This is a genomic window from Aestuariicoccus sp. MJ-SS9, assembly GCF_032586235.1.
GTDB lineage: Bacteria > Pseudomonadota > Alphaproteobacteria > Rhodobacterales > Rhodobacteraceae > Aestuariicoccus.
The window spans coordinates 178,569-204,023 of record NZ_JAWHTD010000003.1 but is presented as its reverse complement, the minus strand read 5'-3'; the positions used below and the strand labels follow the sequence as shown (position 1 = coordinate 204,023).

Sequence of the window (25,455 nt, the reverse complement as noted above, 5' to 3'; positions counted from 1 at the left end):
GTGTGCCACATCGCCGCGAGCCGCACCGGAGCCCCATATGCCCACCTACACCGCCTTCACCAAGCTTGACGACAAGACCCGCGCCGAGGCGTTGGGCGAGAAGATGGAGGATCTGACGCCCGAGCCCTCGGGCGTGGGCGTGTTCGAGATCGAGGACGGCAGCGGGACCTGGGAGGTGGGGGGGTATTTCACCGAAGAGCCCGACGCGGTGGGCCTGGCGCTTTTGGCGGCGGCCTTTGACGCCGCGGAGTTCGTCGTCAGCGAGGTGCCTGACACCGACTGGGTCGACAAGGTGCGCCGTGAACTGACGCCGGTGCCGGCGGGGCGTTTCTTTGTCTACGGCAGCCATGACGCCGACAAGGTGCCCGAGGGGTCCGAGCCGCTGCTGATCGAGGCGGCGATGGCCTTTGGCACCGGGCATCACGGCACGACGCTGGGCTGCCTCAAGGCGCTGGACCGGCTGGCCTCGGACGGGTTCCAGGGGCGCAGCGTTGCCGATATCGGCTGCGGCACGGCGGTGCTGGCGATGGGGGCTGCGCGGATTTGGCCCCACACGGTCATCGCGGGCGACATCGACGAGGTGGCGGTCGAGGTGGCGCAGGCCAACGTGCGCGCCAACATTCTGGAGGACAAGGTGATCTGCGTCGTCGCGACCGGATTCGACCATCCAGAGCTGGCGGCGCGCGGGCCTTACGACCTGGTCTTCGCCAATATCCTCAAACAGCCGTTGATCGATCTTGCGCCGGATATGGCGCGGCATCTGCAGCCGGAAGGTTTTGCCATCCTGTCGGGAATCCTCACCCGGCAAAGTGACGAGGTTGTGGCGGTCTATGCACGCAATGGCATCAATCTGGTCCGCGAGGAGGTGATTGGTGACTGGGTCACTCTGACGTTGCAGAAAGTAAACTGAATTCACCCCGTTTTTGCGGGATAACCGCCTAAGCTGCCGCATTTTTGCCATAATTCGCGGGTATGCCGTGACCATCTTGTGGGGGCAAGATACCCGAGGCTGTCATGGACGATACATTTCGTGAGTTCAATCGACGTCACCGTGAGGTGACGAAAAAGCATCGTCGTCTGGCGCACGGCTATGTGACGAAGATCAACCGGAACGGTGTGATCGAACATCACCCGCGCAGCCAGGCGCGTGGGTTTTCGTTCCGCTCGCTGGCCGTGGTGCTCGCCATTACATTCATTTTTAAGGGGTATCTGCTGGCCGGTCTGGGTCAGGACGATTACAGCGCCAAGGTCAGCTCTTTGGCCGGGGGCAACTGGTTCGAGATGTTCGGCGCCTGGGCGATGCAGATCGACCCTCTGACACAGTGGATCGCCGGCATATTGCAATCCCTGGGCGTCTGAGTCCGGTTGCGCGACGCCAAGGCCGCCAGAGCTGCCCGCGCCATGAAAAAGGCCGCGCCCCTTGTCGGGGACGCGGCTTTTTCGTTTTCGGGGCCGTAATGCTCAGAAGCGGCGGGCGACGGTCTCGATGTCGCCGCGCACGAGACCTATGTCGTCAAGCTCGCGGTCGCTGAGCGTGGACAGGCTCTTGCGGGTCAGTCGCGCGTCGTTCCAGTCGGCAAAGGCGCCGATCAGATTGGCGATAACGGTTCCGATACGGCCAGCGGTTGCGCCGGTCGCGAAGGGGCGGGAGGTGTCGAAAGCGGCCATATCTTCGTTCCTTGTCTTAAAGTGAGTTCCGTGTCTTTCCAGCCGCAGATAGGAGGGCCGATTACGCCGCGCAAGACGGATTTTTGCATGGGTTGTATGCAATTTCTGCATGTCTCGAATTGCTGCTAACATGCCGTAAACAAAACATAAATATTCTTCTGTCGGTGTCGCTTTCAGACATTCCGGCGGCGATTTTGGGCGACGGCTGTCGCCTATGGGAAAGTGGTGTCGTTTTTGGCATTCGCGCACAGGGGGCTTGGCGTTTGTTCGCCTTTCGTGCTACCCGTGACGGAAAAGCAACAACGGCGGGCAGCGATGCGTATTCTTGGCATTGACCCGGGTCTGAGGAACCTGGGGTGGGGCGTGATCGACGCCGAGGGCAGCCGCTTGCGGCACGTGGCGAACGGCGTTTGCGTGTCCGAGGGTTCGGACCTCGCGGCGCGGCTCTTGTCCCTGCACGGGCAACTGAGCGGCATCCTGGCCCGTTTCGCGCCGGAGGCCGCCGCGATTGAACAGACTTTCGTCAACAAGGACGGTGCGGCGACGCTGAAGCTGGGGCAGGCGCGGGGGATCGCGCTCTTGGTTCCGGCACAGTTCGGGCTGACCGTCGGGGAATATGCGCCGAACACCGTCAAGAAGACGGTTGTGGGCGTCGGCCACGCGGACAAGGCGCAGGTGCTGCACATGGTCCGGATGCAGCTGCCGGGGACGGAGATCGCCGGTCCGGATGCGGCGGATGCGCTGGCCATCGCGATCTGCCACGTGCATCATCAGAGCGTTCATAGGCTGAAGGTGCGGGCATGATCGGGCGTGTCGCGGGACGGGTGGAATACAAGGGCGACGATCACGTGCTGATCGACGTGCGCGGTGTCGGCTATGTGGTGTTCTGTTCCGACCGGACGCTGGCGGCGCTGCCGGGCGCCGGCGGAGCGGCGGCGCTCTGGACCGATCTGCTGGTGCGCGAGGATCTCTTGCAGCTCTTCGGGTTTACCACGCTGGCCGAAAAGGAATGGCACCGGCTGCTGATGAGCGTGCAGGGCATCGGGGCCAAGGCGTCGCTGGCCATTCTGGGGACGTTGGGGCCCGACGGTGTCGGCCGCGCCATCGCCCTTGGCGACATCGCGTCGATCAAGGCGGCCAAGGGCATCGGCCCCAAGACGGCCGAGCGCGTGGTGCGTGAGCTGAAGGACAAGGCGCCTGCAGTGATGGCAATGGGCGCGGGAGCGGCCGTGGCGGCGGCGGCGGGCGACGCGGACGATGTGATCGAAGCGGCGGCCCCGGTGACTGCCCCGCCGGCCCCGGCGCCGGACGCGGCGGCGCAGGCCGAGGCGCTGTCGGCGCTGGGAAATCTGGGCTATGCGCCGTCCGAGGCGGCCGGCGCCGTGGCGCAGGCCGCGGGCGAGACGCCAGAGGCCGATACCGCGACGCTGATCCGCGCCGCCTTGAAGCTGCTGGCGCCGAAGGGGTAAGGGACATGGCGCAGCTCATCCGCCCGATTGGGCGTCTTCGCATCCATGCGGCATGCCTGGAGCCGGCGGGAAGACGCGATGAAAGGCCGCAAGGGCTTGAAGAGCGGTGCGCCGAGGAGGTTGCCCGATGACGGAACCCGATCCCGCTCTGCGCCCCGAGCGGCAGCCCGAGGACCGCGATCGCGCGCTGCGGCCGCAGATGCTGGATGAATTCGTCGGGCAGGCCGAGGCGCGGGCGAATCTGCGGGTTTTCCTGCAATCGGCCCGGCAGCGCGGCGAGGCGATGGATCACACGCTGTTTCACGGCCCGCCGGGCCTGGGAAAGACGACTTTGGCGCAGATCATGGCGCGCGAGCTGGGCGTTGGCTTTCGCATGACAAGCGGCCCGGTACTGGCCAAGGCCGGCGACCTGGCCGCCATTCTGACCAATCTCGAGGCACGCGACGTTCTCTTCATCGACGAGATCCACCGTCTCAACCCGGCGGTCGAAGAGGTGCTCTATCCCGCGCTGGAGGATTACGAGCTCGATCTGGTGATCGGTGAGGGGCCCGCGGCGCGCACCGTCAGGATCGAGTTGCAGCCGTTCACCCTGGTGGGGGCGACGACGCGGCTGGGGCTTTTGACGACGCCGCTGCGGGACCGGTTCGGCATCCCGACGCGTCTGCAGTTCTACACCGTGGACGAGCTGGACACGATCGTGACGCGCAACGCCGTCAAGCTGGGCGTGCGCGCCGAAGCGGGCGGCGCGCGTGAGATCGCCCGCCGCGCGCGCGGCACGCCGCGGATCGCCGGACGTCTGCTGCGCCGGGTGGTGGATTTCGCCGTGGTCGAGGGCGACGGGGTGGTGACGCGGGCGCTGGCTGACAATGCGCTGACGCGGCTGGGCGTGGATGAGCTGGGCCTGGATGGCGCGGACCGGCGGTATCTGCGGCTGATTGCGGAAAGCTATGGCGGCGGGCCGGTGGGGATCGAGACTCTGAGCGCCGCTTTGTCTGAGGCCCGCGATGCGCTGGAAGAGGTGATCGAGCCGTTCCTGCTCCAGCAGGGGCTGATCCAGCGCACGCCGCGCGGGCGGATGCTGGCGCACAAGGCCTGGACGCATCTGGGGCTGGCCGCACCGGCGCGACCGGGCCAGGCGGGGCTTTTCGACTGAGCGCGGGCGCGGCGGCAGAGCGTCGGATTTGAGTATTTTTGCCAAGAAGAAGCTGGGAGGTGAGCCATGAAGTCGGACCTGAGCCCCGAGGACGTGGCGGCGTTTTTCACGCGTTCCGACGGGGCGTACCTTTTTGCGCGCTGGGGGCGGCCGCTGGCGCCGATCGTCTTCGGTGTGGAGGACGAGACCCTGAGCGTGATCAAGGGCGCCTTCGAGGCGGTCTGCCATCTGGCCGGGCACGAGATGTCCGAGACCGATTCCGAACTGGGCGCCAACCTTATGGTGTTCTTTTGCCGCGACTGGGAGGAATTGCTGGACGTTCCCGATCTCGACCGGCTGATCGACGGGCTGGCCCCGCTGGTGGCGCGGCTGACCGACACAGGGGCCAACCAGTACCGCCTCTTCCGCTTCGACGCCAATGGCGCGATCAAGGCCTGCTTCGTGTTCTTCCGCATGGACGACGGGCTGAGCGCCGTTCCCGCCGAGACGCTGGCGCTGAGCCAGGTCGTGCAGAGCTTTCTTTTGTGGTCGGACACGGCGTTCCGCGATCGCTCGCCCCTGGGGCAAATGGAGGACGGGCGGGTGATCCTGCGGCCCGAGATCGGCGATCTGATCCGTGCCGCTTATGATCCGGTCATGCCGGCCGTGGCGCGCGATCCCAGCCATGCCTTGCGGCTGGTGGCGCGTATGGACCAACATAGGCCGGGCTGAGGCGGTTTCACGCCGCAATAGGGAGGCAGGCGCATGACAGTCTATGTGATCGGGCAGCTGGATATCCATGACCCCGAGGGCTATCGGGCCTATCTGGACGGCTTCGCGCCCAGCTTCGAGCGGCATGGCGGCACGCTTCTGGCGAGTTCGGCGCAGCCGACGCATGTGCTGGAGGGGCATTGGGACGCGCCACGCACGGTGGTGATGTCCTTTCCGGACATGGATCATGCGCGGGCCTGGTACGACGATCCCGAATACCGCGCGCTTTGCGCCATCCGCGAACGCACGGCGCGCACCAATCTGGTGATCGTCGAGGGGATCTGAGCCGCTCCGGTTGCGGAGCGGAGGCCCGGCGCTTAGGGTCGCGGCCAACAGAGGGCGGGTGCCATGATCCACAGATTTCCGGTGCGGGTTTATTACGAAGACACCGACATGGCGGGCATCGTCTATTACGCCAATTACCTGCGCTATATCGAGCGCGCGCGCAGCGACTGGGTGCGCGGTCTGGGCATCGACCAGAACGCGATGCGCGAGGAGGACGGCGTCGTCTTTGTGGTGCGCCGGGTCGAGGCGGATTACCTGTCGCCCGCGAAATTCGATGACGATCTGGTCGTCGAGACCACGACGAAATCGGTCACCGGCGCGCGGCTGGTGATGTGGCAGGAGGTCAAGCGCGGCGGCGATGTGTTGTTCCAGGCAGAGGTCACGATCGTCTGTGTCAACGAGGCCGGCGCGGTCACCCGTCTTCCGGCGAATATCCGCCGTCGGCTGCACTGAGACCACGGCGCACGTACTTGTGTTGGCCTTTGCGCTGTTAATCCTGTATCACTGGACGTAACGGCGCAGCATAAAGCGACCGGCAGACAAAGAGCAGGCTTATGGAAGCAGAGACACTCGCCCTGGCGCAGGAGATTGACTTCTCTATGTGGGGGCTATTCGCACGGGCCACGTTGACGGTAAAGCTGGTGATGGTCCTTTTGATCTTCGCCTCGATCTGGTCCTGGAGCATCATCCTCGAAAAGCTGATGTCCTATCGCCGCGCCCGTAAAGAGGCGGCGGTCTTCGACCAGTCTTTCTGGTCGGGCGAGCCGCTGGACGAATTGTACGACCAGATCGGGGCGGAACCGGACGGGCGCGCGCAAAGGGTCTTTGCCGCCGGCATGACCGAATGGCGGCGCTCGCACCGCGACGACGGCGGGCTGATCGCTGGCGCCCATGCGCGCATCGACCGCAGCATGGACGTCGCTATCCAGAAAGAGGCCGAGACGCTGCAAAAGGGGCTGCCGGTGCTGGCCACGGTGGGGTCGACCGCGCCGTTCGTGGGGCTTTTCGGGACGGTCTGGGGCATCATGCACGCCTTCATCGAGATCGCCGAACAGCAGAACACCAACCTCGCCGTGGTCGCGCCCGGCATCGCCGAGGCGCTTTTGGCCACCGGGCTGGGCCTTTTGGCGGCGATCCCGGCGGTGGTGTTCTATAACAAGCTGAGCGCGGACAGCGATCGCATCGTCGCGGGTTACGAATCCTTCGCCGACGAGTTTTCCACCATCCTCAGCCGCCAGCTGGATTCCTGAGCCATGGGCGCGGGTGTGATGAACCAGGGCGGCGGAGGGGGCCGCAGACGCGGGCGTCGCGGCCGCCGTAGCCAGCCGATGGCCGAAATCAACGTCACGCCCTTTGTGGACGTCATGCTGGTGCTGCTGATCATCTTCATGGTGGCCGCACCCTTGCTGACCGTTGGCGTGCCCGTGGAACTGCCCAAGACCGCCGCCACCGCGCTGCCGTCCGAGGCCGAGGAACCGCTGACCGTGACCATCGCCGCCGACGGCACGATCATGATCCAGACCACCGAAGTGGCGCGCGGCGACCTTGTCGCGCGGCTGCGCGCCATCGCGACCGAACGCGCCGACGACCGGGTGTTCCTGCGCGCCGACGGGTCGGTCCCCTATGAGACAGTGGCCCAGGTGATGGGCGCGCTGAACGCCGGGGGCTTCGCGTCGATCGGTCTGGTGACCGACATCGGCGGCCCGGCGCTTGACGGGTCGGATGGCTAGGCCGGCCACATGAGCCGCAGCTTTTATATCTCACTGACCGCGCATGCGCTCCTGATCGGCTGGGCGCTGCTTGCTGGCGTTTTCCGCAGCGCGCCGCCGCCGATGGAGGTGACCGAGGTTTCGGTGCTCAGCGAAGCGGAGTTCGCGGCGCTGACGGCGCCGTCCCAGCCGCCCGAAAGCACCCAGGACGTGGCCGCCCCGCCCGCGCCGGAACCGGAACCCGAGCCCGAGCCGCTGCCGAGCCCCGCCGTGCCGGACCCCGAACCGGCACCTTCGCCGCAGCCGCCCGAACCGATCGCCCCGCCCGAGCCTCAGCCCGAAGCGCCGCCCGAGCCCGTCGCGCCTCCGGCCCCGCCCGAGGAACCCGTGACCGAAGCGCCGCCCGTGCTCGAACCGCCGCCGGTGCCCGACATTGCAGCACCCGAAACCGCGCCGCGCCCGGTGCCGCGCCCCGCGCCGCGCGTGGCGCCCGAGCCCGTCGCCCCGCCCGAGCCCGACACCACCGTCGCCGAAGAGGTGCAGGAGGCGACAACGCCCGACCCGCAGGCCGCCGAGGTGGCCGAACCGGTCGAGGAGGACACCGCCCCCGAGGCCGCCGCGACCGAGATCGTGACCGAGGCCGAGGAACCGGCGCGCGCCGCGCCCGCCGCGTCGCTGCGGCCGCGCACGCGGCCCAGCCGCTCGGCGCCGACGGAAACCGCCGAGGCCCCCGCCGACACCGCGGATGCGGTGGCCGACGCGGTCGCGGCGGCGCTCTCGGGCGGCACCACGACACCGCGCGCGGATGTGCCTGAGGGCCCGCCGATGACCCGCGGCGAACGCGAGGCGCTGCGCCTGGCGGTGCAGGCCTGCTGGGTCGTCGACGTGGGCAGCCAGGCCGCCAATGTCACCGTGACCGTGGCCATGCAGATGGAGCGCGACGGTCGCGTCGTGCCCGGCAGCCTGACCATGATCGAGGCCGAGGGCGGCACCGGCGCGGCGGTGCAAACCGCCTTCCAGGCCGCGCGCCGCGCGATCCTGCGCTGCCAGCGCGACGGCTACGACCTGCCCGAGGATAAATACGCCCAATGGCGCGAGATCGAGATGGTCTTCAACCCAAGCGAAATGCGGCTGCGCTGATGCGCCATACCGGCTCATATCCGGCGGTGCGCCGCCCGGTTTCCGGGCAAAGGGGCATTTTGCTGGGCCGAAATCCGCGTTATGGTGCCCTGAAAAGGGTATTGAGCACGCGCAGTCCTCAAGGGAGGAAAGAATGAGAAACATGCTGGCCCTCGGCCTGGCCGCTCTTGTCATGCTGACCGCCCCGACGGGGGCGCTGGCGCAGTCCTCTTCGGGCCCGCTGCGGATCGAGATCACCGAAGGCGTGGTCGAACCGCTGCCCTATGCGGTGCCGACCTTTGTCGCCGAAAGCGCCGCCGCCCAGCAATGGGCCGACCAGATCAGCCGTGTCGTCGCCGAGGATCTGACCGGCACGGGCCTTTTCCGGGAAATCCCGCGCGAGGCGCATATCAGCCAGATCACCAGCTTTTCCAGCCCGGTGCAATTCGCCGACTGGAAGGCGATCAACGCCCAGGCGCTGATCACCGGCGCGGTGGATGTCGATGGCTCGGGCCGCGTTCTGGTCAAGTTCCGGGTCTGGGACGTCTTCGCCGGGCAGGAGCTGGGGCAGGGCATGCAATTCGCCGGCACACCCGAGGGCTGGCGGCGCATGGCGCACAAGGTGGCCGACCAGGTCTACAGCCGCATCACCGGCGAAGGCGGCTATTTCGACAGCCGCGTCGTCTTTGTGTCGGAAACCGGCCCCAAGGACCGCCGCGCCAAGCGTCTGGCGATCATGGATTACGACGGCGCCAACGTGCAGTATCTGACCGACAGCAGCGCCATCGTTCTGGCCCCGCGCTTTTCGCCCGGCGGCGACCGGGTTCTTTACACCAGCTATTTCACCGGCTTTCCGCGGATTCACGTCCTCAACGTCGGCGATGTGCAAAGCCGCATCCTCGACACCGCGCAGGGCGTCATGAGCTTTGCCCCCCGCTTTGCCCCCGATGGCCGGACGGTGGTCTATTCGCTGAACCAGGGGGCGAACACCGATATCTACGCGATGGACATCGCCACCGGGCAGAGCACTCGGCTGACCAACACGCCTTCGATCGAAACCGCACCCAGCTTTTCGCCCGACGGCAGCCAGATCGTCTTTGAATCGGACCGGTCGGGCGTGCAGCAGCTCTACATCATGCGCGCCAGCGGCGGCGAGGCCACGCGCATCAGCTTTGGCCAGGGCCGCTATGGCACGCCGGTCTGGTCGCCGCGCGGCGATCTGATCGCCTTTACCAAACAGAACGCGGGTCGTTTTCATATCGGCGTGATGCGCACCGACGGGTCCGAAGAGCGGCTGCTGACCGCGTCTTTCCTCGACGAGGGGCCGACCTGGGCCCCAAACGGCCGCGTCATCATGTTCGCACGCGAAACCCAGGGCGCGCAGGGGGCCTCGGCGCTCTATTCCGTCGATATCTCGGGTCGCAACCTGCGCCGGGTGCGCACGCCCGAAGGTGCGTCCGATCCCAGCTGGGGCCCGCTGCAATAGCCGTCGTTTCAAAGCAGGCAGCGCTGTGCTAGCCTGCGCACAAAGAAAATGAGCAGGACAGAACACATGAAACATCTCACCAAGACGATGCTGCTGGTGGCCGCGCTCGCGGCGTCGGCCTGCACCAATGCCGGGCGCTTCGACAACGGGCCGGGCGCGGGTGGCGGGGCCGGTGCGGGCATCGGTTCGGACATTATCCCGGGAAGCGCCAACGACCCGACCTCGACGGCCTATTTCCAGCAGACAGTGGGCGACCGGGTGCTCTTTGCGGTGGATCAGTCCACGCTCAGCCCCGAGGCGCAGTTCACCCTCGATGGGCAGGCGCAATGGCTGATCACCAACACCGATTACCTCGCGGTGATCGAAGGCCATGCCGACGAACAGGGCACGCGGGAATACAACCTCGCCCTCGGCGCGCGCCGGGCCAATGCGGTGATGGAATACCTCGTCGCGCGGGGCGTCCCGTCGAGCCGCCTGAAATTCGTCAGCTACGGCAAGGAACGCCCGATCGAGGTCTGTTCCGAGGAATCGTGCTACGCCAAGAACCGGCGCGCGGTCACGATCATTTCGGCCGGCGGCCTGACGGGCTGAGGGGATCAGGGCCATGCGGTTCGCGGCAGTTCTTCTGAGTGCAACGCTTGCGGCGGGCAGCCTGCCCGCGCAGCAGGCCGAAACGCTGGCCGACATCCGCCAGGATCTGTCGGTGCTCTACATCGAAATCCAGCGGTTGCGTACCGAGCTGAGCACCACCGGCGCCAGCGACGTGCTGCTGAGCGGCGGCACGCTGGACCGCATCAACGCCATCGAATCGGAATTGCAGCGCGTCACCGCCAAGACCGAAGAGCTGGAATACCGCATCGAAATCGTGGTCCAGGACGGCACCAACCGCATCGGCGATCTGGAATTCCGCCTCTGCGAGCTCGAGCCCGCTTGCGACATCGCCGCCCTTGGCGACACGCCGCGCCTGGGCGGCGCCGAGGCGCCGTCGGCTGCCCCGGCCGACCCGCTGCCCGGCGACAGCCCGGTGCCGGCGGGCACGGAACTGGCGGTGGGCGAGGAAGCCGACTTCATGCGTGCGCAGGAGGCGCTGAACGACGGCGATGGCGCCCGCGCGGCCGAGCTTTTCGCCGCCTTCCGCCAGACCTATCCGGGCGGCCCGCTCGAGGCGGCGGCGCTGCTGGGCGAGGGCCGGGGGCTGGAGGCGGCGGGCGACACCCGCGAAGCGGCGCGCCGCTATCTCGACGCCTATGCCAATTACCCCGAGGCCGACGCCGCCCCCGAGGCGCTCTGGCGGCTGGGCGTTGCGCTGGGCGCGCTGGGCAAGGTGCCCGAGGCCTGCGTGACGCTTGCCGAGGTCGGCGCGCGCTATGCCGGCGACGTGGCGGTCACCGAGGCGCAGGACAGCATGGCGGCGCTGAACTGCCAGTGAGCCTCGATCAGCGCTTCGCCGACGCCATGGGCCAGTTGCTCGGCCCGGATTTTCCCTCCGACATCGCGCTTGCGGTCTCCGGCGGCGGCGACAGCATGGCGATGCTGACGCTGGCGCACAATTGGACCCGGGCCTGGGGCGTCCGGCTTTGGGTCGTCACCATCGACCACGGTCTGCGCCCTGAAAGTGCCGAGGAGGCCACGCTCGTGGCCGAGGAGGTGCGCGCCCTCGGGCATCCGCATGCCACCCTGCGCTGGCACTGGGACGGCGCGGGCAACAAGATGGACGCCGCGCGCCGCGCGCGGCTCGATCTCATCGACCGCTGGCGCGGCGGCATCCGGCATGTGCTGATGGCCCACACCCAGGACGACGTGGCCGAAACCTTTCTGATGCGGCTCGAACGCGGCTCGGGCGTAGACGGGCTGGCGGGCATGGCCCCGCGCCGGCGCGTCCGCGCCATGGGCGACCCCTTGCCCGCGACCGACATCGCCGGCGACCGGCCCGGCGGCGCGCGCTCGGAATGGTTCGAGGTGCTGCGCCCCTGCCTGGACATGACCCGCACCGAGCTGCGCCATTACCTCACCGTTCTGAAGGGCCGCTGGGTCGAGGACCCCTCGAACGAGGACTCGGCCTATGGCCGCGTCCGGATGCGCCGGCTGCTCGCGCTCTTGCAGGACGAAGGCATCGGGGCCGCGACCCTTGCCGCCACCGCAGAGCGCCTGCGCGAGGACCGTTTCGTGCTGGCCATCCGCGCCGAACAGATCTGGCGCGACAGCGGTGCTGCGGCGCACGGCATCCTGATGCTCGATCCCGACTGGCACGGCCCGGTCGAGGCGACGACCCAAAGGCGGCTTCTGAACGCGGCGCTGCGATATGTCTCGGGGGCCGACTACGGCCCCCGCGCCGAGGCGCTGGAGGCGCTGCGCCAACGCATGACCGGCGGTGGCGGCGGCACGCTGCATGGATGCGAGCTTCAGTTCCTGCGCGGCCGCTGGACGATCTTCCGCGAATATGCCGCGGTCGCCGGTCTGACGGGCGTGGTCGGGGATACCGCGCTCTGGGATGGGCGGTGGCGGATTTCAGCGCCCGATTTCAAGGGCTTGACCGTCCGCGCGCTGGGCGAGGACGGCTGGGCGCAGGCGGGCGACAAGCCCGAAGACGCCCCGCCCTTCCGCGCCGCGCTGTCGCTGCCGTCGATCTGGGACGGCGACCGGCTGGTGGCCTGCGACGCGCTGGGCATCGGGCCCGGCGGGACGGCCGCTCTGGCCGGTCAGGGAAACGAAACGGTTCGCTTTTCGCGTTTCCTTCTTTCGCATTGAACCGACCCGTTTGATGTCTATGTTACCATGCAACATCCCCGCACAGGCGGGCGACAAAAGATTTCGGGAGATTTTCCTTGGGAAACGCACGTAACATCGCCTTCTGGGTCGTCCTTTTTCTACTGATCCTGGCGCTATTCAACCTCTTTTCCGGCGGCGGCAGCACGATGCAAAGCCGCGAGGTCAGCTATTCCGACTTCGTCAGCGCGGTCGAGGACCGGTCGGTCAGCTCGGTCACGCTGGACGGCGAGCAGGTGCGCTTCCGCTCGGATGACGGGCAGGATTACGTGGCGATCAAGCCCGAGGATGCCGAGGTCACCCAGCTTCTGATCGAAAACAACGTGCCGGTCAGCGCCACGCAGCAGGAGCAATCCGGGCTGCAAAGCTTCCTGCTCAGCCTGTTGCCGTTCCTTTTGCTGATCGGCGTGTGGATTTACTTCATGAACCGGATGCAGGGCGGCGGCAAAGGCGGGGCCATGGGCTTTGGTAAATCCAAGGCCAAGCTTCTGACCGAAAAGCATGGCCGCGTGACGTTCGACGACGTGGCGGGCATCGACGAGGCCAAGGAAGAGCTGGAAGAGATCGTCGAATTCCTGCGCAACCCGCAGAAATTCAGCCGTCTCGGCGGCAAGATCCCCAAAGGCGCGCTGCTTGTGGGCCCTCCGGGCACCGGTAAGACGCTGCTTGCGCGCGCCATCGCGGGCGAGGCGGGCGTGCCCTTCTTCACCATCTCGGGCTCGGACTTCGTCGAGATGTTCGTGGGCGTCGGCGCGAGCCGCGTGCGCGACATGTTCGAACAGGCGAAAAAGAATGCCCCTTGCATCGTCTTCATCGACGAGATCGACGCCGTCGGCCGCAACCGGGGTTCCGGCTATGGTGGCGGCAACGACGAGCGCGAGCAGACGCTCAACCAGCTTCTGGTCGAGATGGACGGCTTCGAGGCCAACGAGGGCGTCATCATCATCGCCGCCACCAACCGTCGCGACGTGCTGGACCCCGCGCTGTTGCGCCCAGGCCGGTTCGACCGCCAAGTCACCGTGCCCAACCCCGACATCAAGGGCCGCGAAAAGATCCTCGGCGTGCATGCCCGCAAGACCCCGCTGGGCCCCGACGTCGACCTGCGCATCATCGCGCGCGGCACGCCCGGCTTTTCGGGCGCGGATCTGGCCAACCTCGTGAACGAGGCGGCGCTGATGGCCGCACGCGTGGGGCGCCGCTTTGTCACGATGGAGGATTTCGAGAACGCCAAGGACAAGGTCATGATGGGGGCCGAGCGCCGCAGCATGGTCCTGACGCCCGAGCAAAAGGAAAAGACCGCCTATCACGAGGCAGGACACGCCGTCGTGGGCCTTGCGCTGCCGCAATGCGACCCGGTCTACAAGGCCACGATCATTCCGCGCGGCGGCGCGCTGGGGATGGTTGTCAGCCTGCCCGAGATCGACCGCCTGAACTGGCACAAGTCGGAATGCGAGGAAAAGCTGGCCATGACCATGGCCGGCAAGGCCGCCGAGATCATCAAGTACGGCGAGGACAATGTCAGCAACGGCCCCGCCGGCGACATTCAGCAGGCCAGCGCGCTGGCGCGTGCGATGGTTCTGCAATGGGGCATGTCGGACAAGGTGGGCAACGTCGATTACCGCGAGGCGGCCGAGGGTTATTCCGGCCAGACCGCCGGTCTGTCGGTCAGCGCCCATACCAAGGAGATGATCGAGGACGAGGTGCGCCGCTTCATCGAAAAGGCCTATGACCGCGCCTTCAAGATCCTGACCGACCAGAAGGAAGATTGGGAGCGTCTGGCGCAGGGTCTCTTGGAATACGAAACCCTGACCGGCGAAGAGATCAAACGCGTCATGAGGGGCGAACCGCCGCATTCCGGCGACAACGACGGCGACGCGCCCGAGGAAACGCCCAGCATCACCGCGATCCCCAAGACCAAACCCAAGGCCAAGCCGCAGGGCGATGGCGGGCTGGAGCCCGAACCCTCCGTATGAGCGGCACAGCCGAATTCGACTGGGACCCCGGGACCTATCACAGGTTCCGGGGTCATCGGTTGCGGCCGGCTCTCGACCTCTTGCGCGCGGTCCCGCCGCTGAGCGAGGGCGGCATCGCCGACCTGGGCTGCGGCAGCGGCGCGGCGGGCCCCGCACTGGCGCAGCTCAACCGGCCGCTGACCGGCGTCGACAAGAGCGAGGCTATGCTGGCGCAGGCGCGGCATTGTGGCGTCTACGGTCGCCTGGACCAAGCCGACATCGCCGGTTGGGCGCCGGACGAAAAGCTGGCGCTGATCTATTCCAACGCCGCGCTGCATTGGGTTCCGGATCACGCCGCGCTGTTGCCGCGGCTGGCCGGGTATCTGGTGCCCGGCGGCGTTCTGGCGATCCAGATGCCGCATCAGAACAACGCGCCGTCGCATCGGCTCTGGCGCGATCTGGCCGAAGAGCTCTTTCCCGAGGCGATGGCAGAGCGGCTGCCCCAACCGGGCGTTCTTTTGCCCGCCGAATATCACCGGCTGCTCTTGCCGCTGGGCCAGGTGTCGCTTTGGGAGACCGAGTATTACCAGGACCTCGCCCCCGATGGCGAGGGTCACCCCGTCCGGCGCTTTACCGAGGCGACCTATGCCCGGCCGATTCTCGCCCGGCTGAACGATTCGCAGCGCGCCACGCTGATCGCGACCTATGAACGGGTGATCGACAAGGCCTACCCGGCCCATGACGACGGGCGGGTGCTTTTCCCGCTGCGCCGCCTTTTCATCACGCTGGCGGTGTGACCGCGCCGACCGCCACGGGATTGGCGGCGGGCCGCTGACCCCGCAACAAAATTGTTGCAAAGCGATCGCCGCTTTGGTGAAGTGTAATTTATAGATAAAAAATCAATTTATAGTTGTGTTGGTGAGAGGATTTTTCGTATGCCTGCATTGAAACCCACCTCTTTCGAAGCGCGCATCGTCTGGCTTGGCCGCGTTCCCCAGGGCGATGGCGACATGCGATCCCGTCCGGCGGACAAGCTGCAGCTGGAGTTCGGCGGGGCCGCAGGCGAGCGTCATACCGGCCAGACAAGGCGGTCGTGCAAGCGCGTTCTGGACCAGCATCCTTTCGGAACCGAGATCGCCAATGTCCGGCAGCTCGCACTGGTCTGCGAGGAGGAGATGGCGCAGGTCGCCGCAGAGCTCGGCCTGCCCGCGCTCGACCCGGTGCTGACTGGGGCCTCTGTCGTCCTGTCCGGGCTGCCGGATTTCTCGCATCTTCCGCCATCGTCGCGTTTGCAGGGGGCCGATGGCGCGACGCTGGTCGTCGACATGGAAAACCGCCCCTGCAACCTGCCCGCGCGCGAGATCGAAAAGGCCCATCCGGGCCATGGCAAGGCGTTCAAGGCCGCAGCGAAAGGCCGCCGCGGCGTCACCGCCTGGGTCGAACGGCCGGGCCGGCTGGCCATCGGCGATGTCCTGCGCCTGCACGTCCCCGATCAGCCGGTCTGGGCAGGCTACGATCGGGCACCCAGAGCCTTGACCGCCGCCTCCTGAAGGCGGCCCCTTGCGAGGGCGGAACAGCGGCGGCGACAGGCCCGACGGGGCGCGCCGCGCACCTGCGTTTCCGATCTGCTGCACGATGACTGCAGGATCGCCGCAAGGAAGCGGGGAAATGTCGGATTCGCCGCGTTGGAGACTTGTCTGCGGGGATATGGCTTTGGCAAGTCAGATCACAGCGTGCAACGGGGACGCCACATGAGCTTCAAGACCGACATCGAGATCGCCCGCGAGGCGAAGAAACGTCCGATCCAGGAGATCGGCGAAAAGATCGGCATCGGGTCGGACGACCTGCTGCCCTATGGCCACGACAAGGCGAAGGTCAGCCAGAGCTTCATCAACTCGGTGCAGGACCGCGCCGACGGCAAGCTGATCCTGGTCACGGCGATCAACCCGACGCCCGCGGGCGAGGGCAAGACCACCACCACGGTGGGGCTGGGCGACGGTCTGAACCGCATCGGCAAGAAGGCGATGATCTGCATCCGCGAGGCCAGCCTCGGCCCGAACTTCGGCATGAAGGGTGGGGCCGCCGGCGGCGGCCATGCCCAGATCGTGCCGATGGAAGACATGAACCTGCATTTCACCGGCGATTTCCACGCCATCACCTCGGCCCACAGCCTGCTGTCGGCGATGATCGACAACCATGTCTATTGGGGCAACGAGCTTGAGATCGACGTGCGCCGCGTCGTCTGGCGCCGGGTTGTCGACATGAACGACCGCGCGCTGCGCCAGATCACCGCGTCGCTGGGCGGGGTGGCCAACGGCTTCCCGCGCGAGGCGGGGTTCGACATCACCGTGGCCTCCGAGGTCATGGCGATCCTGTGCCTGGCCAGGGATCTCAAGGACCTGGAGCAGCGCCTGGGCGACATGATCGTGGCTTATCGCCGTGACCGGTCGCCGGTCTATTGCCGCGACATCAAGGCCGAGGGCGCGATGACCGTGCTCTTGAAGGATGCGATGCAGCCCAACCTCGTGCAGACGCTGGAAAACAACCCCGCCTTCGTGCACGGAGGGCCCTTCGCCAATATCGCGCATGGCTGCAATTCGGTCATCGCCACGTCGACCGCGCTGAAACTGGCCGATTACGTGGTGACCGAGGCGGGCTTCGGCGCCGACCTGGGCGCCGAGAAGTTCATGAACATCAAGTGCCGCAAGGCGGGTCTGGCCCCGTCGGCGGTGGTCGTGGTGGCCACGGTGCGGGCGATGAAGATGAACGGCGGCGTGGCCAAGGCCGATCTGGGGGCCGAGAATGTCGAGGCCGTGAAGGCCGGCTGCGCCAACCTGGGCCGCCATATCGAAAACGTCAAAAGCTTTGGCGTTCCGGTGGTCGTGGCGATCAACCACTTCGTCACCGACACCGACGCCGAGGTTCAGGCGGTCAGGGATTACGTCGCGGGCCAGGGCGCCGAGGCGGTGCTGAGCCGCCATTGGGAGCTGGGTTCGGAAGGCTCGGCGGATCTGGCGGCGAAGGTGGTCGAGGTGGCCGAGAAGGGTGAGGCGAACTTCGCCCCGATCTATCCCGACGAGATGTCGCTGGCCGACAAGGTCCAGACCATCGCGCAGAAGATCTATCGCGCCGATGCGGCGGATATGGACCAGAAGATCCTCGATCAGCTGAAGCTGTGGGAGGATCAGGGCTATGGTCACCTGCCGGTTTGCATGGCCAAGACGCAGTACTCGTTCACAACCGATCCGAACCGCCGCGGCGCGCCCACGGGCTTTACCGTGCCGGTCCGCGAGGTGCGGCTGTCCGCGGGTGCAGGCTTTGTCGTGGTGGTCTGCGGCGAGATCATGACCATGCCGGGCCTGCCGCGCGTGCCGTCGGCGGAAAACATCCGGCTGAATGCGGACGGGCAGATCGAAGGCCTGTTCTGAGCGGGCGGTGCGCCGTAAAGGCGCACCCTACGGGGAAACGCGGGGTTTTGTAGGGTGCGCACTTGCTGCGCACCGCCCGCAGAGAGAGGACGCAAGATGGCGGCGACGATCATCGACGGAAAGGCCTTCGCGGCCGAGGTGCGGGGCAAGGTGGCGGAGCATGTCGCGCGCCTGAAGGACGACCATGGCATCACGCCCGGCCTTGCGGTGGTGCTGGTGGGTGCCGACCCGGCCAGCCAGGTTTATGTCCGTTCGAAAGGCAAGCAGACGGTCGAGGTGGGTATGGCCAGCTTTGAGCACCGCCTCGCCGAGGACACCGCCGAGGACGAACTGCTGGGCCTGATCGACCATCTCAACGCCGATCCCGAGGTGCATGGCATCCTCGTGCAGCTGCCGCTGCCCGGGCATCTGAACGAGGACCTGGTCATCAACGCCATCGACCCGGCCAAGGATGTCGACGGGTTCCATATCTCGAACGTGGGCCTGCTGGGCACCGGGCAGAAAAGCATGGTGCCCTGCACCCCGCTGGGCTGCCTGATGATGCTGCGGCATCATCACGGGTCGCTGTCGGGCATGGATGCGGTGGTGGTCGGGCGCTCGAACATCGTCGGCAAGCCGATGGCGCAGCTGTTGCTGGGCGACAGCTGCACCGTCACCATCGCGCATTCGCGCACCAGGGACCTGCCGGGCGTGGTGCGCCGCGCCGACATCGTCGTCGCCGCCGTGGGCCGGCCCGAAATGGTGCCCGGGGACTGGATCAAGCCCGGTGCAACGGTGATCGACGTTGGCATCAACCGCATCGACGCGCCGGAAAAGGGCACCAACGAGGATGGCAGCGTCAAGACCCGCCTCGTGGGCGATTGCCACTACGCCAGCTGCGCCGAGGTCGCAGGCGCTATCACCCCGGTGCCCGGCGGCGTCGGCCCGATGACCATCGCCTGCCTGCTGGCCAACACCGTCACCGCCTGCTGCCGCGCCAACGGTCTTCCGGAACCGGAGGGGCTGACCGCCTGACCCGCCGAGCGGGCCGCGGTGCGGCGAAACAGCGGCCAGAGGATCGAGCAGACAGGCCCGGCCTCAGGCCGGGACGGGCACCATGGTGCCCATGAGCACCGCAACCTGCGTCTCGGTCCCGGCATTTTCGGCAAAGACTTCCGCCGTCACCACGATCAGCCGCCGTCCGGGTTTGATCACCCGGCCCCGGGCGATCAGGCGGTCGCCTTTCGCGGGGGCCAGAAAGTTGATCTTGATCTCGGCGGTCACGACCTCCTGATCCTCGGGCAACAGCGTCAGCGCCGAATAACCCGCCGCGGAATCGCCGATCGAGAAGGTCAGCCCGGCATGGGCAAAGCCCTGTTGCTGGCTGGTCGCCCCGGTGATCGGCGCGGCGATGGTGACCGCGCCTGTCTCCACCCCGGACAGCGACGCGCCAAGGGTGGCCATCATCGACTGACGGGCAAAGCTGCGGTGGATGCGCTCGTGGATCGTCATGCGGGCAAAGGACCACAGCGCGTCCGGCTCTGCAAGACGCGTCAGCGCGGCATCGGCACGGCCACGGGCCTTGGCCCGGTCAGGATGGCCTGAGCCGTCTCGGACATAAGGCCGCGCAAGGGCGCGGCATGGCTGAAGAGCCCGCCGGTATAGGTGCCGTAGGCCGGCAGGATCAGCCGCGCCTCGTCGAGCAGGAAACAGGGGCGCGACAACGCCCGGCCCCGGGCGGCGATCCGGGCCTTGGGGTGGTAATGCCCTGAAACCTCGCCGGTTTCCCCCGCCTCCGCAATGTGCCGAAAGACCAGCGGCCCCAGCCGAAGCTCCGCCAGATGCGCGCCTCCCAGCGCCACCAGGCCGGGATCGTGATTGCCCTCGATCCAAAGCCAGCGCCGCCCCGCCTGCAGCCGCGCGATCCAAAGCTGTTCGGCCTCTGGCAGCGCCGCGTCGAGACCGGGGGCGTCGAAACTGTCGCCCAGACAGACGACCTGTTTGGAACCCGTCGCCTCCAGATCCGCTTCCAGCCGCATCAGCGTGTCGCGCGTATCATAGGGCGGCAGCGGCGCGCCGCCCACGGCGGACAACCGCGCGGCCTTGCCGAAATGCAGATCCGACACCACAAGCAAAGTCTGCTCGGGCCAGAAGAGCGCGCCCGAAGCCAGCGCCCGCAGGGATGCGCCATGAAAGGAAAAGGCGAAGGCGTTCATGGCTTGTTCCTGCCACCGCCAGGCGCCCCGTGCAAGGGCGACCTTTCCGGCATCGGGCTTGTCTGCTCTGCCCGCACGTCCGTTCGCGTCCTGGCCTGATCGCCTTCAGGCGCGTCGCGTCCTCACACGCCGAGCTGCGCCAGCCCGCTTTCGTCCAGCAGACGCGTGACCTCTTCCTCCAGCAGCCGCTCGTCGGCGGCGCCCCGGACGGGGACCCGCCCGGCCTCGAGGAAAAGCGGCGCGGCCAGCGGTGTCACGCGGCTCAGCCGCATGTGGTCGATCCGCCCCTCGACACGGGCGCACATCTCGCGGATGCGGTCGAAATCGACGAGGCCGCGCATCGCCTCTTCGCGGGTGATCTGCATCAGCAGGTGGTCGGGGTCGTATTTCAGCAGCGTGTCATAAAGGATGTCCGACGACATCGTCGCCTGCCGCCCGGTCTTGCGCTGCCCGCCGACCTGCCGCTCGATCAGCCCGGCGATGGTGGCCGAGGCGCGGAAGGTGCGTTTCATCACTGCATTGCCCGCCAGCCAGCCGTCCAGCCCATGCTCCAGCGCGGCCAGATCGAAGAGCGGCGCGGGATCGGTCACGGCATCGAGCCCCCAGATCAGCGTGGCGTAATCGGTGGCCACAAAGCCCATCGGCGCCAGCGCCATCTCCTCCATCCGCTTGGTCAGCAAGAGCCCCAGCGTCTGCTGCGCGTTGCGCCCGGCAAAGCCGTAGACGACCATCTGTTCGCGCCCGTCGCGGGGGAAGGTCTCGATCAGCAGACGCCCCGGTTTCGGCAGCCGCGACACCTGGCGCTGCAGATGCAGCCAGTGCGCGGTGTGGCCCGGCAGGTCGGGCCAGCTTTGCTGCTGGAACATCGCGACGATGCGCTGCGACAGCTGGGTCGAGGTGGCGAATTTGGTGCCCATGAAGGTGGCGATCTTGGGCTTGCGCCCGGGGTCGCGAGTGACCTCGACCGTCAGTTCGCGCAGGCCTTCGTAGCGCACGATTTGGCCGCCGATCAGAAAGGTGTCCCCGCGCGTCAGCGAGGCGGCGAAACCTTCCTCGATCTCGCCCAGCGGCGCGCCGCCGCGCCCGCGCCACCTGACCTTCAGCGTGTCGGTGTCCTGGATCGTGCCGATATTCTGCCGGATGCGCACGGCCGAACGCGGGTCGCGCAGCTGCCACAGCCCGTCGGGGCGCTGTTGCAGCCGCTGCCACTGGTCGTAGGCGCGCAAGGCATAGCCGCCGGTGGCGCAGAAATTCAGACAATCGTCGAAGGCCTCCCGCGTCAGCCCGGCATAGGGCCCGGCGGCGGTCATCTCCGCGTAAAGCCCGTCCGCGTCGAAGGGTCCGGCGGCGGCGGCGATCAGGATATGCTGGCAGAGCACGTCACGCGGGCCGGGCCCGCGCGCCTCGCCGTCCAGATCATGGGCGCGCACGGCTTCCAAAGCGGCCACGCATTCCACCACCTCAAAGCGGTTCGCCGGCACCAACAGCGCCTTGGACGGCGCGTTGTAGCGGTGGTTGGCCCGGCCGATCCGCTGCACCAGCCGCTTGACGTTCTTTGGCGCGCCGACCTGGATCACCAGATCCACGTCGCCCCAGTCGATCCCCAGATCGAGCGAGCCGGTGCAGACGATGGCCCGCAAATCGCCCCGCACCATCGCCGCCTCGACCTTTTCGCGTTGACCGCGGTCGAGCGATCCGTGGTGGATGCCGATGGGCAGCGCTTCGTCATTGGCCAGCCACAGGTTGTGGAAAAAGATCTCGGCCTGGGCGCGGGTGTTGTGAAAGATCAGCGTCGTACGGTGCCGTTTGACCTCCTCCAGCACCGCCGGGATCGCATAGGCCGCGCCGCCCCCCGACCAGGGCGGCGGCGTCTCGGTGACCAGCATTCGAATGTCCGGATCGGGCCCGGGATCGGCGGTCAGGATCTCGCAAGGGTCGGGGTGACGCGCCAGGAACCGGGCGATGGCCTGCGGATCCTCGACCGTGGCCGACAGCCCCACCCGCCGCAGACCGGGGCAAAGCCCCTGCAGCCGCGCCAGCGCCAGCATCAGCTGATCGCCGCGCTTCGAGTCCGCCAGCGCGTGGATTTCGTCCACCACAACCCGGCGCAGCCCGGCGAACATGCGCGGCGCATCCTCGTAGCTGGTCAGCAAAGCCAGCGATTCCGGCGTGGTCAGCAGAATATGCGGCGGGTCGGCGCGCTGGCGCTTCTTGCGGCTGGCGGGCGTGTCGCCGGTGCGATCCTCGACCCGGATCGGCAGCCCCGCCTCGTCGATGGGCGTGCGCAGGTTGCGCTTGATATCCGCCGCCAGCGCCTTCAGCGGGCTGACGTACAGCGTGTGCAGCCCCTCATGCCCGCCCTCTTCCAGCTCCGCCAGCGTCGGCAGGAACCCTGCCAGCGTCTTGCCGCCCCCCGTAGGCGCGATCAGCAACAGCGCCGGTGCGCCCGCCCGCTCCAGCATCGCCTGCTGATGCGGATGCACCTGCCAGCCGCGGCTGTCGAAAAAGGACCGTAACGAGGGGGGAAGCGCCGTCATCCCCCTCAGATAATCCGCCGCCCGGCAAAGCAAAACACCCATGTTTCACTGATCCACAAATATCCCGGGGGGCTGCGCAGCAGCGGGGGCAGCGCCCCCTCCATGGCCCGCCAGTTGCGCATTGCGCGGAAAGGCGGCGCGGGCCAAGCTGCGCCAAAGGGAGGACCGCCATGCTGCACGGCATCCGTATCGTCGAATTCGAGGCTTTGGGCCCCGCGCCCTTCGCGGGCATGTTGCTCGCCGATCTGGGGGCCGAGGTGATCGTCGTGCACCGTCCCGGCGCCGCCGACACGCCCGGCAAGGCCGAACGCAACCTGCTCGACCGCGGCAAGCGGTCGATCGCGCTCGACCTCAAGTCGCCCGGCGACCTTACCATCGCCCGCGCGCTCCTGCGCAGCGCCCACGGCGCGACCGAGGGACTGCGTCCCGGCGTGATGGAGCGGCTGGGCCTCGGCCCGGACGACGCGCTGGCGCTCAACCCCGCGCTGGTCTACGGGCGCATGACCGGCTGGGGGCAGGACGGCCCGCTGGCGCGCCAGGCGGGGCACGATCTGAACTACCTCGCGCGCAGCGGCGCGCTCTTTTACGCCGGGCTGCCGGGGCAGGTGCCCGGCGTGCCGCCGACGATGCTGGGCGACATCGGCGGGGGCGCGCTCTACCTGACGGTCGGCATGCTGGCGGGCCTGATGCAGGCGCGCGCCACCGGCGAGGGCACAGTGGTCGATGCGGCCATCGTCGACGGGGCCAGCCACATGATGGCGCTGCTTCTCTCGATGGGCTCGGCCTTTTCGACCCATGCCCGCGGGCAATCGCTGCTCGATGGGCCCCATTGGTCGCGCTGCTACGCCTGCGCCTGCGGCGGTCATGTGGCGGTGCAATGCCTGGAACCGAAGTTCTACGCGCTCTTTCTGGAACGGCTCGGGCTGACCGGCGATCCGCTCTTTGCCGCGCAATTCGACCCTTCGCTCTGGCCGCAGCAGGCGGCTGTGCTCGAATCCCTCTTCGCCAGCCGGAGCCGCGACGATTGGGCAGCGGTTTTCGCGGGCAGCGACGCCTGCGTCGCCCCTGTCCTCAGCCCGGACGAGGCGCAATCCGATCCGCATATCGCCGCGCGGGGCATCTGGCAGGCTGGCGCGCCGCGCGCCGCACCGCGCTTTTCCACCCAGCCGCCCGCGCGGCCCCCGGATCCGCCGCTGCGCGGGCAGGACAGCGCCGCCATTCGCACAGAGCTGGAACGCGAAGGATACCTATGACATTCGAGGCTTTCGACGCGCTTCTGGCCGCGCGCCACTCCTGCCGGGCCTTCCGGCCCGACCCGGTGCCGCGCGCGACGATTGACGACATACTGACCACGGCCCGGCAGGTGCCCAGCTGGTGCAATTCCCAGCCCTGGCAGGTGATTGCCTGCGGGGCCGAGGAAACCGACCGCCTGCGCGACGCACTTTACGCCCACGCCGCCCGGGCCGCGCATGCCAGCGACATCCCCTTTCCCGACCGCTACGAAGGCGTCTACCGCGACCGCCGCCGCGCCTGCGGCTGGCAGCTTTACGAGGCGGTGGGCGTGGAAAAGGGCGACCGCGCGGGATCGGCCCGGCAGATGATGGAGAACTTCCGCTTCTTCGGCGCGCCGCATTTCCTGCTGATCACGACGCCCAAGGATCTGGGCCCCTACGGCGTCCTTGATTGCGGGGCCTTCGTGACGGCGGTGCTGCTGGGTTTGCAGGCCAAGGGGCTGGGCGGGATCGCCATGGCCTCGGTCGCGGGCTTTTCGCCCTTCCTGCGCGACTGGTTCGGCGTTGCGGACGACCGCGACATCCTTTGCGGCATCGCTCTGGGTCATCCCGACCCCGACCACCCCGCCAACGGATTCCGCACCGTCCGCGCCGCGACCGGAGAGTTCGTCGACTGGCGCTGAAACCGTGGCCTAGCCGCTTTCCTCCAGCCGGTCGGTGGCCGGCGGCGGCGTCGGGCTGAGCGCCGAGAGCCGCGCGTAAAGCGTGTCGTCCATCGCAAAGGTCATGCCCGCAAGCGAGGGCTGCAACTGCTCGGCAGTGCGCGCCGACAGGATCGGCACGGGCCGCGCCTTGTGGCGGCCGACCCAGGCCACCGCCAAAGTCGCCGGATCTATGCCCAGCTCGGCGGCGATCTCGCAAAGGCCGCGGGCCCCGTCGTGCATCGCCGCCACGCCGTAGCGCGCGGCATAGCGTTCGTCCTCGGTCAGCCGACCGCTGCCGCCGTCCAGATACTTGCCGGTCAGCAGCCCGCCGCCCAGCGGCGAATAGGGCACCGGGACGATGCCCTCGGCGAGGCACATGGGCAGAATCTCGACCTCGGCCTGGCGTTTGACCAGGTTGTACATCGGCTGCAACACGTCGATGCGCACTCCAAAGCGCGCGGCCACGGCCTGTGCCTTGGTCACCTGCCAGGCGGCGTAATTGGACACGCCGATATGCCGGATCTTCCCCTCGGCCTTCAGCCGCGCCAGGGTCTCGAACGTCTCTTCAAGCGGCGTGTCATTGTCCCAGCGATGCATGTAAAGCAGGTCGATCACGTCCATATCCAGCCGCTTCCGGCTGGTGTCGAAGGTGGTCAGGATATTGTCGCGCGACGCGCCGCCCGTATAGCTGGCCTTGGTCGCGATAAAGAGATCGTCGCGCTCTGACGCGGCGAAGCGGCCCAGCAACGTCTCGGACGCGCCGTCGGTATAGACATAGGCGGTGTCGAAAAGACGGATGCCGGCGGCCCGGCAGGCGTCGTACATGGCGTGGCTCTGCGCTTCGTCGGCGCGGCCGCCGAATTGCATCGTGCCAAAGGCGAAGTCTCCGGCGGGGGCGCCGGACGGGGTGCGAAGATCGGGTCTCATGCGCCAAAGGTGCCACGGGTCGGCGTCCAGCGCCAGAGCCAAGGGCGCGTGACCAAGTCGACCTCGCCGCCGGGC

Annotated in this window: 27 protein-coding genes; 22 read left to right on the top strand and 5 right to left on the bottom strand. The window is 67.6% G+C overall.

What is annotated here, in order from left to right; genetic code table 11:
- The first annotated feature begins 37 nt into the window (after positions 1-37).
- Together RXV88_RS04015 and RXV88_RS04010 are read left to right on the top strand one after the other, a co-directional pair.
- The gene (locus RXV88_RS04015; protein ID WP_316290810.1) at positions 38-910 is read left to right on the top strand and encodes a 50S ribosomal protein L11 methyltransferase; all 873 of its coding nucleotides are present in this window, start codon (positions 38-40) and stop codon (positions 908-910) included.
- 104 nt (positions 911-1,014) lie between these two features.
- Positions 1,015-1,359: a hypothetical protein gene (locus RXV88_RS04010; protein ID WP_316290809.1), complete on the top strand. Its 345-nt coding sequence runs from the start codon at positions 1,015-1,017 to the stop codon at positions 1,357-1,359.
- A 102-nt stretch (positions 1,360-1,461) separates the two neighbouring features.
- On the opposite strand, the gene RXV88_RS04005 is transcribed toward RXV88_RS04010, so the two are convergent.
- Entirely contained in the window at positions 1,462-1,668 is a 207-nt protein-coding gene (locus tag RXV88_RS04005) for a DUF1127 domain-containing protein (RefSeq protein ID WP_316290808.1), read from the bottom strand.
- Between the two features lie 315 nt (positions 1,669-1,983).
- Here RXV88_RS04005 and ruvC point away from each other — a divergent pair, with 315 nt between their 5' ends.
- From ruvC to folD, 18 genes are all read left to right on the top strand, one after another.
- Positions 1,984-2,472: a crossover junction endodeoxyribonuclease RuvC gene (ruvC, locus tag RXV88_RS04000; protein WP_316290807.1), complete on the top strand. Its 489-nt coding sequence runs from the start codon at positions 1,984-1,986 to the stop codon at positions 2,470-2,472.
- Complete coding sequence (ruvA, locus tag RXV88_RS03995; RefSeq protein WP_316290806.1) at positions 2,469-3,137, top strand: Holliday junction branch migration protein RuvA; 669 nt, start codon at positions 2,469-2,471, stop codon at positions 3,135-3,137. Before ruvC ends, ruvA begins: the two co-directional genes overlap by 4 nt.
- 127 nt (positions 3,138-3,264) lie before the next feature.
- Positions 3,265-4,290, top strand: coding sequence for a Holliday junction branch migration DNA helicase RuvB (gene ruvB / locus RXV88_RS03990; RefSeq protein ID WP_316290805.1), 1,026 nt, complete (start codon positions 3,265-3,267; stop codon positions 4,288-4,290).
- A gap of 66 nt (positions 4,291-4,356) precedes the next feature.
- The gene (locus tag RXV88_RS03985) at positions 4,357-5,001 is read left to right on the top strand and encodes a hypothetical protein (protein ID WP_410468796.1); all 645 of its coding nucleotides are present in this window, start codon (positions 4,357-4,359) and stop codon (positions 4,999-5,001) included.
- A 33-nt stretch (positions 5,002-5,034) separates the two neighbouring features.
- Positions 5,035-5,325 carry a DUF1330 domain-containing protein gene (locus RXV88_RS03980; protein WP_316290804.1) on the top strand — a complete coding sequence of 97 codons (291 nt, stop codon included), beginning with the start codon at positions 5,035-5,037 and terminating at the stop codon, positions 5,323-5,325.
- A 63-nt stretch (positions 5,326-5,388) separates the two neighbouring features.
- Entirely contained in the window at positions 5,389-5,778 is a 390-nt protein-coding gene (ybgC, locus tag RXV88_RS03975) for a tol-pal system-associated acyl-CoA thioesterase (RefSeq protein WP_316290803.1), read from the top strand.
- A gap of 101 nt (positions 5,779-5,879) precedes the next feature.
- On the top strand, positions 5,880-6,575 hold the full coding sequence (gene tolQ / locus RXV88_RS03970) for a protein TolQ (protein WP_316290802.1): 696 nt from the start codon (positions 5,880-5,882) through the stop codon (positions 6,573-6,575).
- A gap of 3 nt (positions 6,576-6,578) precedes the next feature.
- Positions 6,579-7,055 (top strand): protein TolR, encoded by a 477-nt coding sequence (gene tolR / locus RXV88_RS03965; protein ID WP_316290801.1) that lies wholly within the window; start codon positions 6,579-6,581, stop codon positions 7,053-7,055.
- Between the two features lie 9 nt (positions 7,056-7,064).
- Complete coding sequence (locus RXV88_RS03960; RefSeq protein ID WP_316290800.1) at positions 7,065-8,174, top strand: cell envelope biogenesis protein TolA; 1,110 nt, start codon at positions 7,065-7,067, stop codon at positions 8,172-8,174.
- A 172-nt stretch (positions 8,175-8,346) separates the two neighbouring features.
- Positions 8,347-9,639: a Tol-Pal system beta propeller repeat protein TolB gene (gene tolB, locus RXV88_RS03955; protein WP_410468797.1), complete on the top strand. Its 1,293-nt coding sequence runs from the start codon at positions 8,347-8,349 to the stop codon at positions 9,637-9,639.
- Positions 9,640-9,705: 66 nt separating this feature from the next.
- Positions 9,706-10,230 carry a peptidoglycan-associated lipoprotein Pal gene (gene pal, locus RXV88_RS03950; RefSeq protein WP_316290798.1) on the top strand — a complete coding sequence of 175 codons (525 nt, stop codon included), beginning with the start codon at positions 9,706-9,708 and terminating at the stop codon, positions 10,228-10,230.
- Positions 10,231-10,243: 13 nt separating this feature from the next.
- Positions 10,244-11,068, top strand: a complete 825-nt coding sequence (locus tag RXV88_RS03945; protein WP_316290797.1) for a tetratricopeptide repeat protein — start codon at positions 10,244-10,246, stop codon at positions 11,066-11,068.
- A complete protein-coding gene (gene tilS, locus RXV88_RS03940) occupies positions 11,065-12,387 on the top strand; it encodes a tRNA lysidine(34) synthetase TilS (protein WP_316290796.1) in 1,323 nt (440 codons plus the stop codon). Before RXV88_RS03945 ends, tilS begins: the two co-directional genes overlap by 4 nt.
- Before the next feature lie 77 nt (positions 12,388-12,464).
- Positions 12,465-14,378: an ATP-dependent zinc metalloprotease FtsH gene (ftsH, locus tag RXV88_RS03935; protein ID WP_316290795.1), complete on the top strand. Its 1,914-nt coding sequence runs from the start codon at positions 12,465-12,467 to the stop codon at positions 14,376-14,378.
- Positions 14,375-15,154, top strand: a complete 780-nt coding sequence (locus RXV88_RS03930; RefSeq protein WP_316290794.1) for a methyltransferase domain-containing protein — start codon at positions 14,375-14,377, stop codon at positions 15,152-15,154. Before ftsH ends, RXV88_RS03930 begins: the two co-directional genes overlap by 4 nt.
- A 138-nt stretch (positions 15,155-15,292) precedes the next feature.
- On the top strand, positions 15,293-15,907 hold the full coding sequence (locus RXV88_RS03925; RefSeq protein ID WP_316290793.1) for an MOSC domain-containing protein: 615 nt from the start codon (positions 15,293-15,295) through the stop codon (positions 15,905-15,907).
- Between the two features lie 201 nt (positions 15,908-16,108).
- Positions 16,109-17,785: a formate--tetrahydrofolate ligase gene (locus RXV88_RS03920; RefSeq protein WP_316290792.1), complete on the top strand. Its 1,677-nt coding sequence runs from the start codon at positions 16,109-16,111 to the stop codon at positions 17,783-17,785.
- A gap of 96 nt (positions 17,786-17,881) precedes the next feature.
- A complete protein-coding gene (gene folD / locus RXV88_RS03915) occupies positions 17,882-18,799 on the top strand; it encodes a bifunctional methylenetetrahydrofolate dehydrogenase/methenyltetrahydrofolate cyclohydrolase FolD (RefSeq protein ID WP_316290791.1) in 918 nt (305 codons plus the stop codon).
- Between the two features lie 63 nt (positions 18,800-18,862).
- Here the strand turns inward: folD and RXV88_RS03910 are convergent, their stop codons facing one another.
- The 3 genes from RXV88_RS03910 to RXV88_RS03900 form a co-directional block, all read right to left on the bottom strand.
- The gene (locus RXV88_RS03910) at positions 18,863-19,276 is read right to left on the bottom strand and encodes a PaaI family thioesterase (protein ID WP_316290790.1); all 414 of its coding nucleotides are present in this window, start codon (positions 19,274-19,276) and stop codon (positions 18,863-18,865) included.
- Positions 19,277-19,317: 41 nt separating this feature from the next.
- Positions 19,318-19,980, bottom strand: coding sequence for a ligase-associated DNA damage response endonuclease PdeM (pdeM, locus tag RXV88_RS03905; protein WP_316290789.1), 663 nt, complete (start codon positions 19,978-19,980; stop codon positions 19,318-19,320).
- 122 nt (positions 19,981-20,102) lie between these two features.
- The gene (locus tag RXV88_RS03900) at positions 20,103-22,517 is read right to left on the bottom strand and encodes a ligase-associated DNA damage response DEXH box helicase (RefSeq protein ID WP_316290788.1); all 2,415 of its coding nucleotides are present in this window, start codon (positions 22,515-22,517) and stop codon (positions 20,103-20,105) included.
- 170 nt (positions 22,518-22,687) lie between these two features.
- On the opposite strand from RXV88_RS03900, the gene RXV88_RS03895 reads away from it, so the two are divergent.
- Both RXV88_RS03895 and RXV88_RS03890 read left to right on the top strand, forming a co-directional pair.
- Positions 22,688-23,770, top strand: coding sequence for a CaiB/BaiF CoA-transferase family protein (locus tag RXV88_RS03895; RefSeq protein ID WP_316290787.1), 1,083 nt, complete (start codon positions 22,688-22,690; stop codon positions 23,768-23,770).
- A complete protein-coding gene (locus tag RXV88_RS03890; RefSeq protein WP_316290786.1) occupies positions 23,767-24,432 on the top strand; it encodes a nitroreductase in 666 nt (221 codons plus the stop codon). Before RXV88_RS03895 ends, RXV88_RS03890 begins: the two co-directional genes overlap by 4 nt.
- A 9-nt stretch (positions 24,433-24,441) precedes the next feature.
- Here RXV88_RS03890 and RXV88_RS03885 read toward each other — a convergent pair whose 3' ends face one another.
- On the bottom strand, positions 24,442-25,380 hold the full coding sequence (locus RXV88_RS03885; RefSeq protein ID WP_316290785.1) for an aldo/keto reductase: 939 nt from the start codon (positions 25,378-25,380) through the stop codon (positions 24,442-24,444).
- Positions 25,381-25,455: the final 75 nt, after the last annotated feature.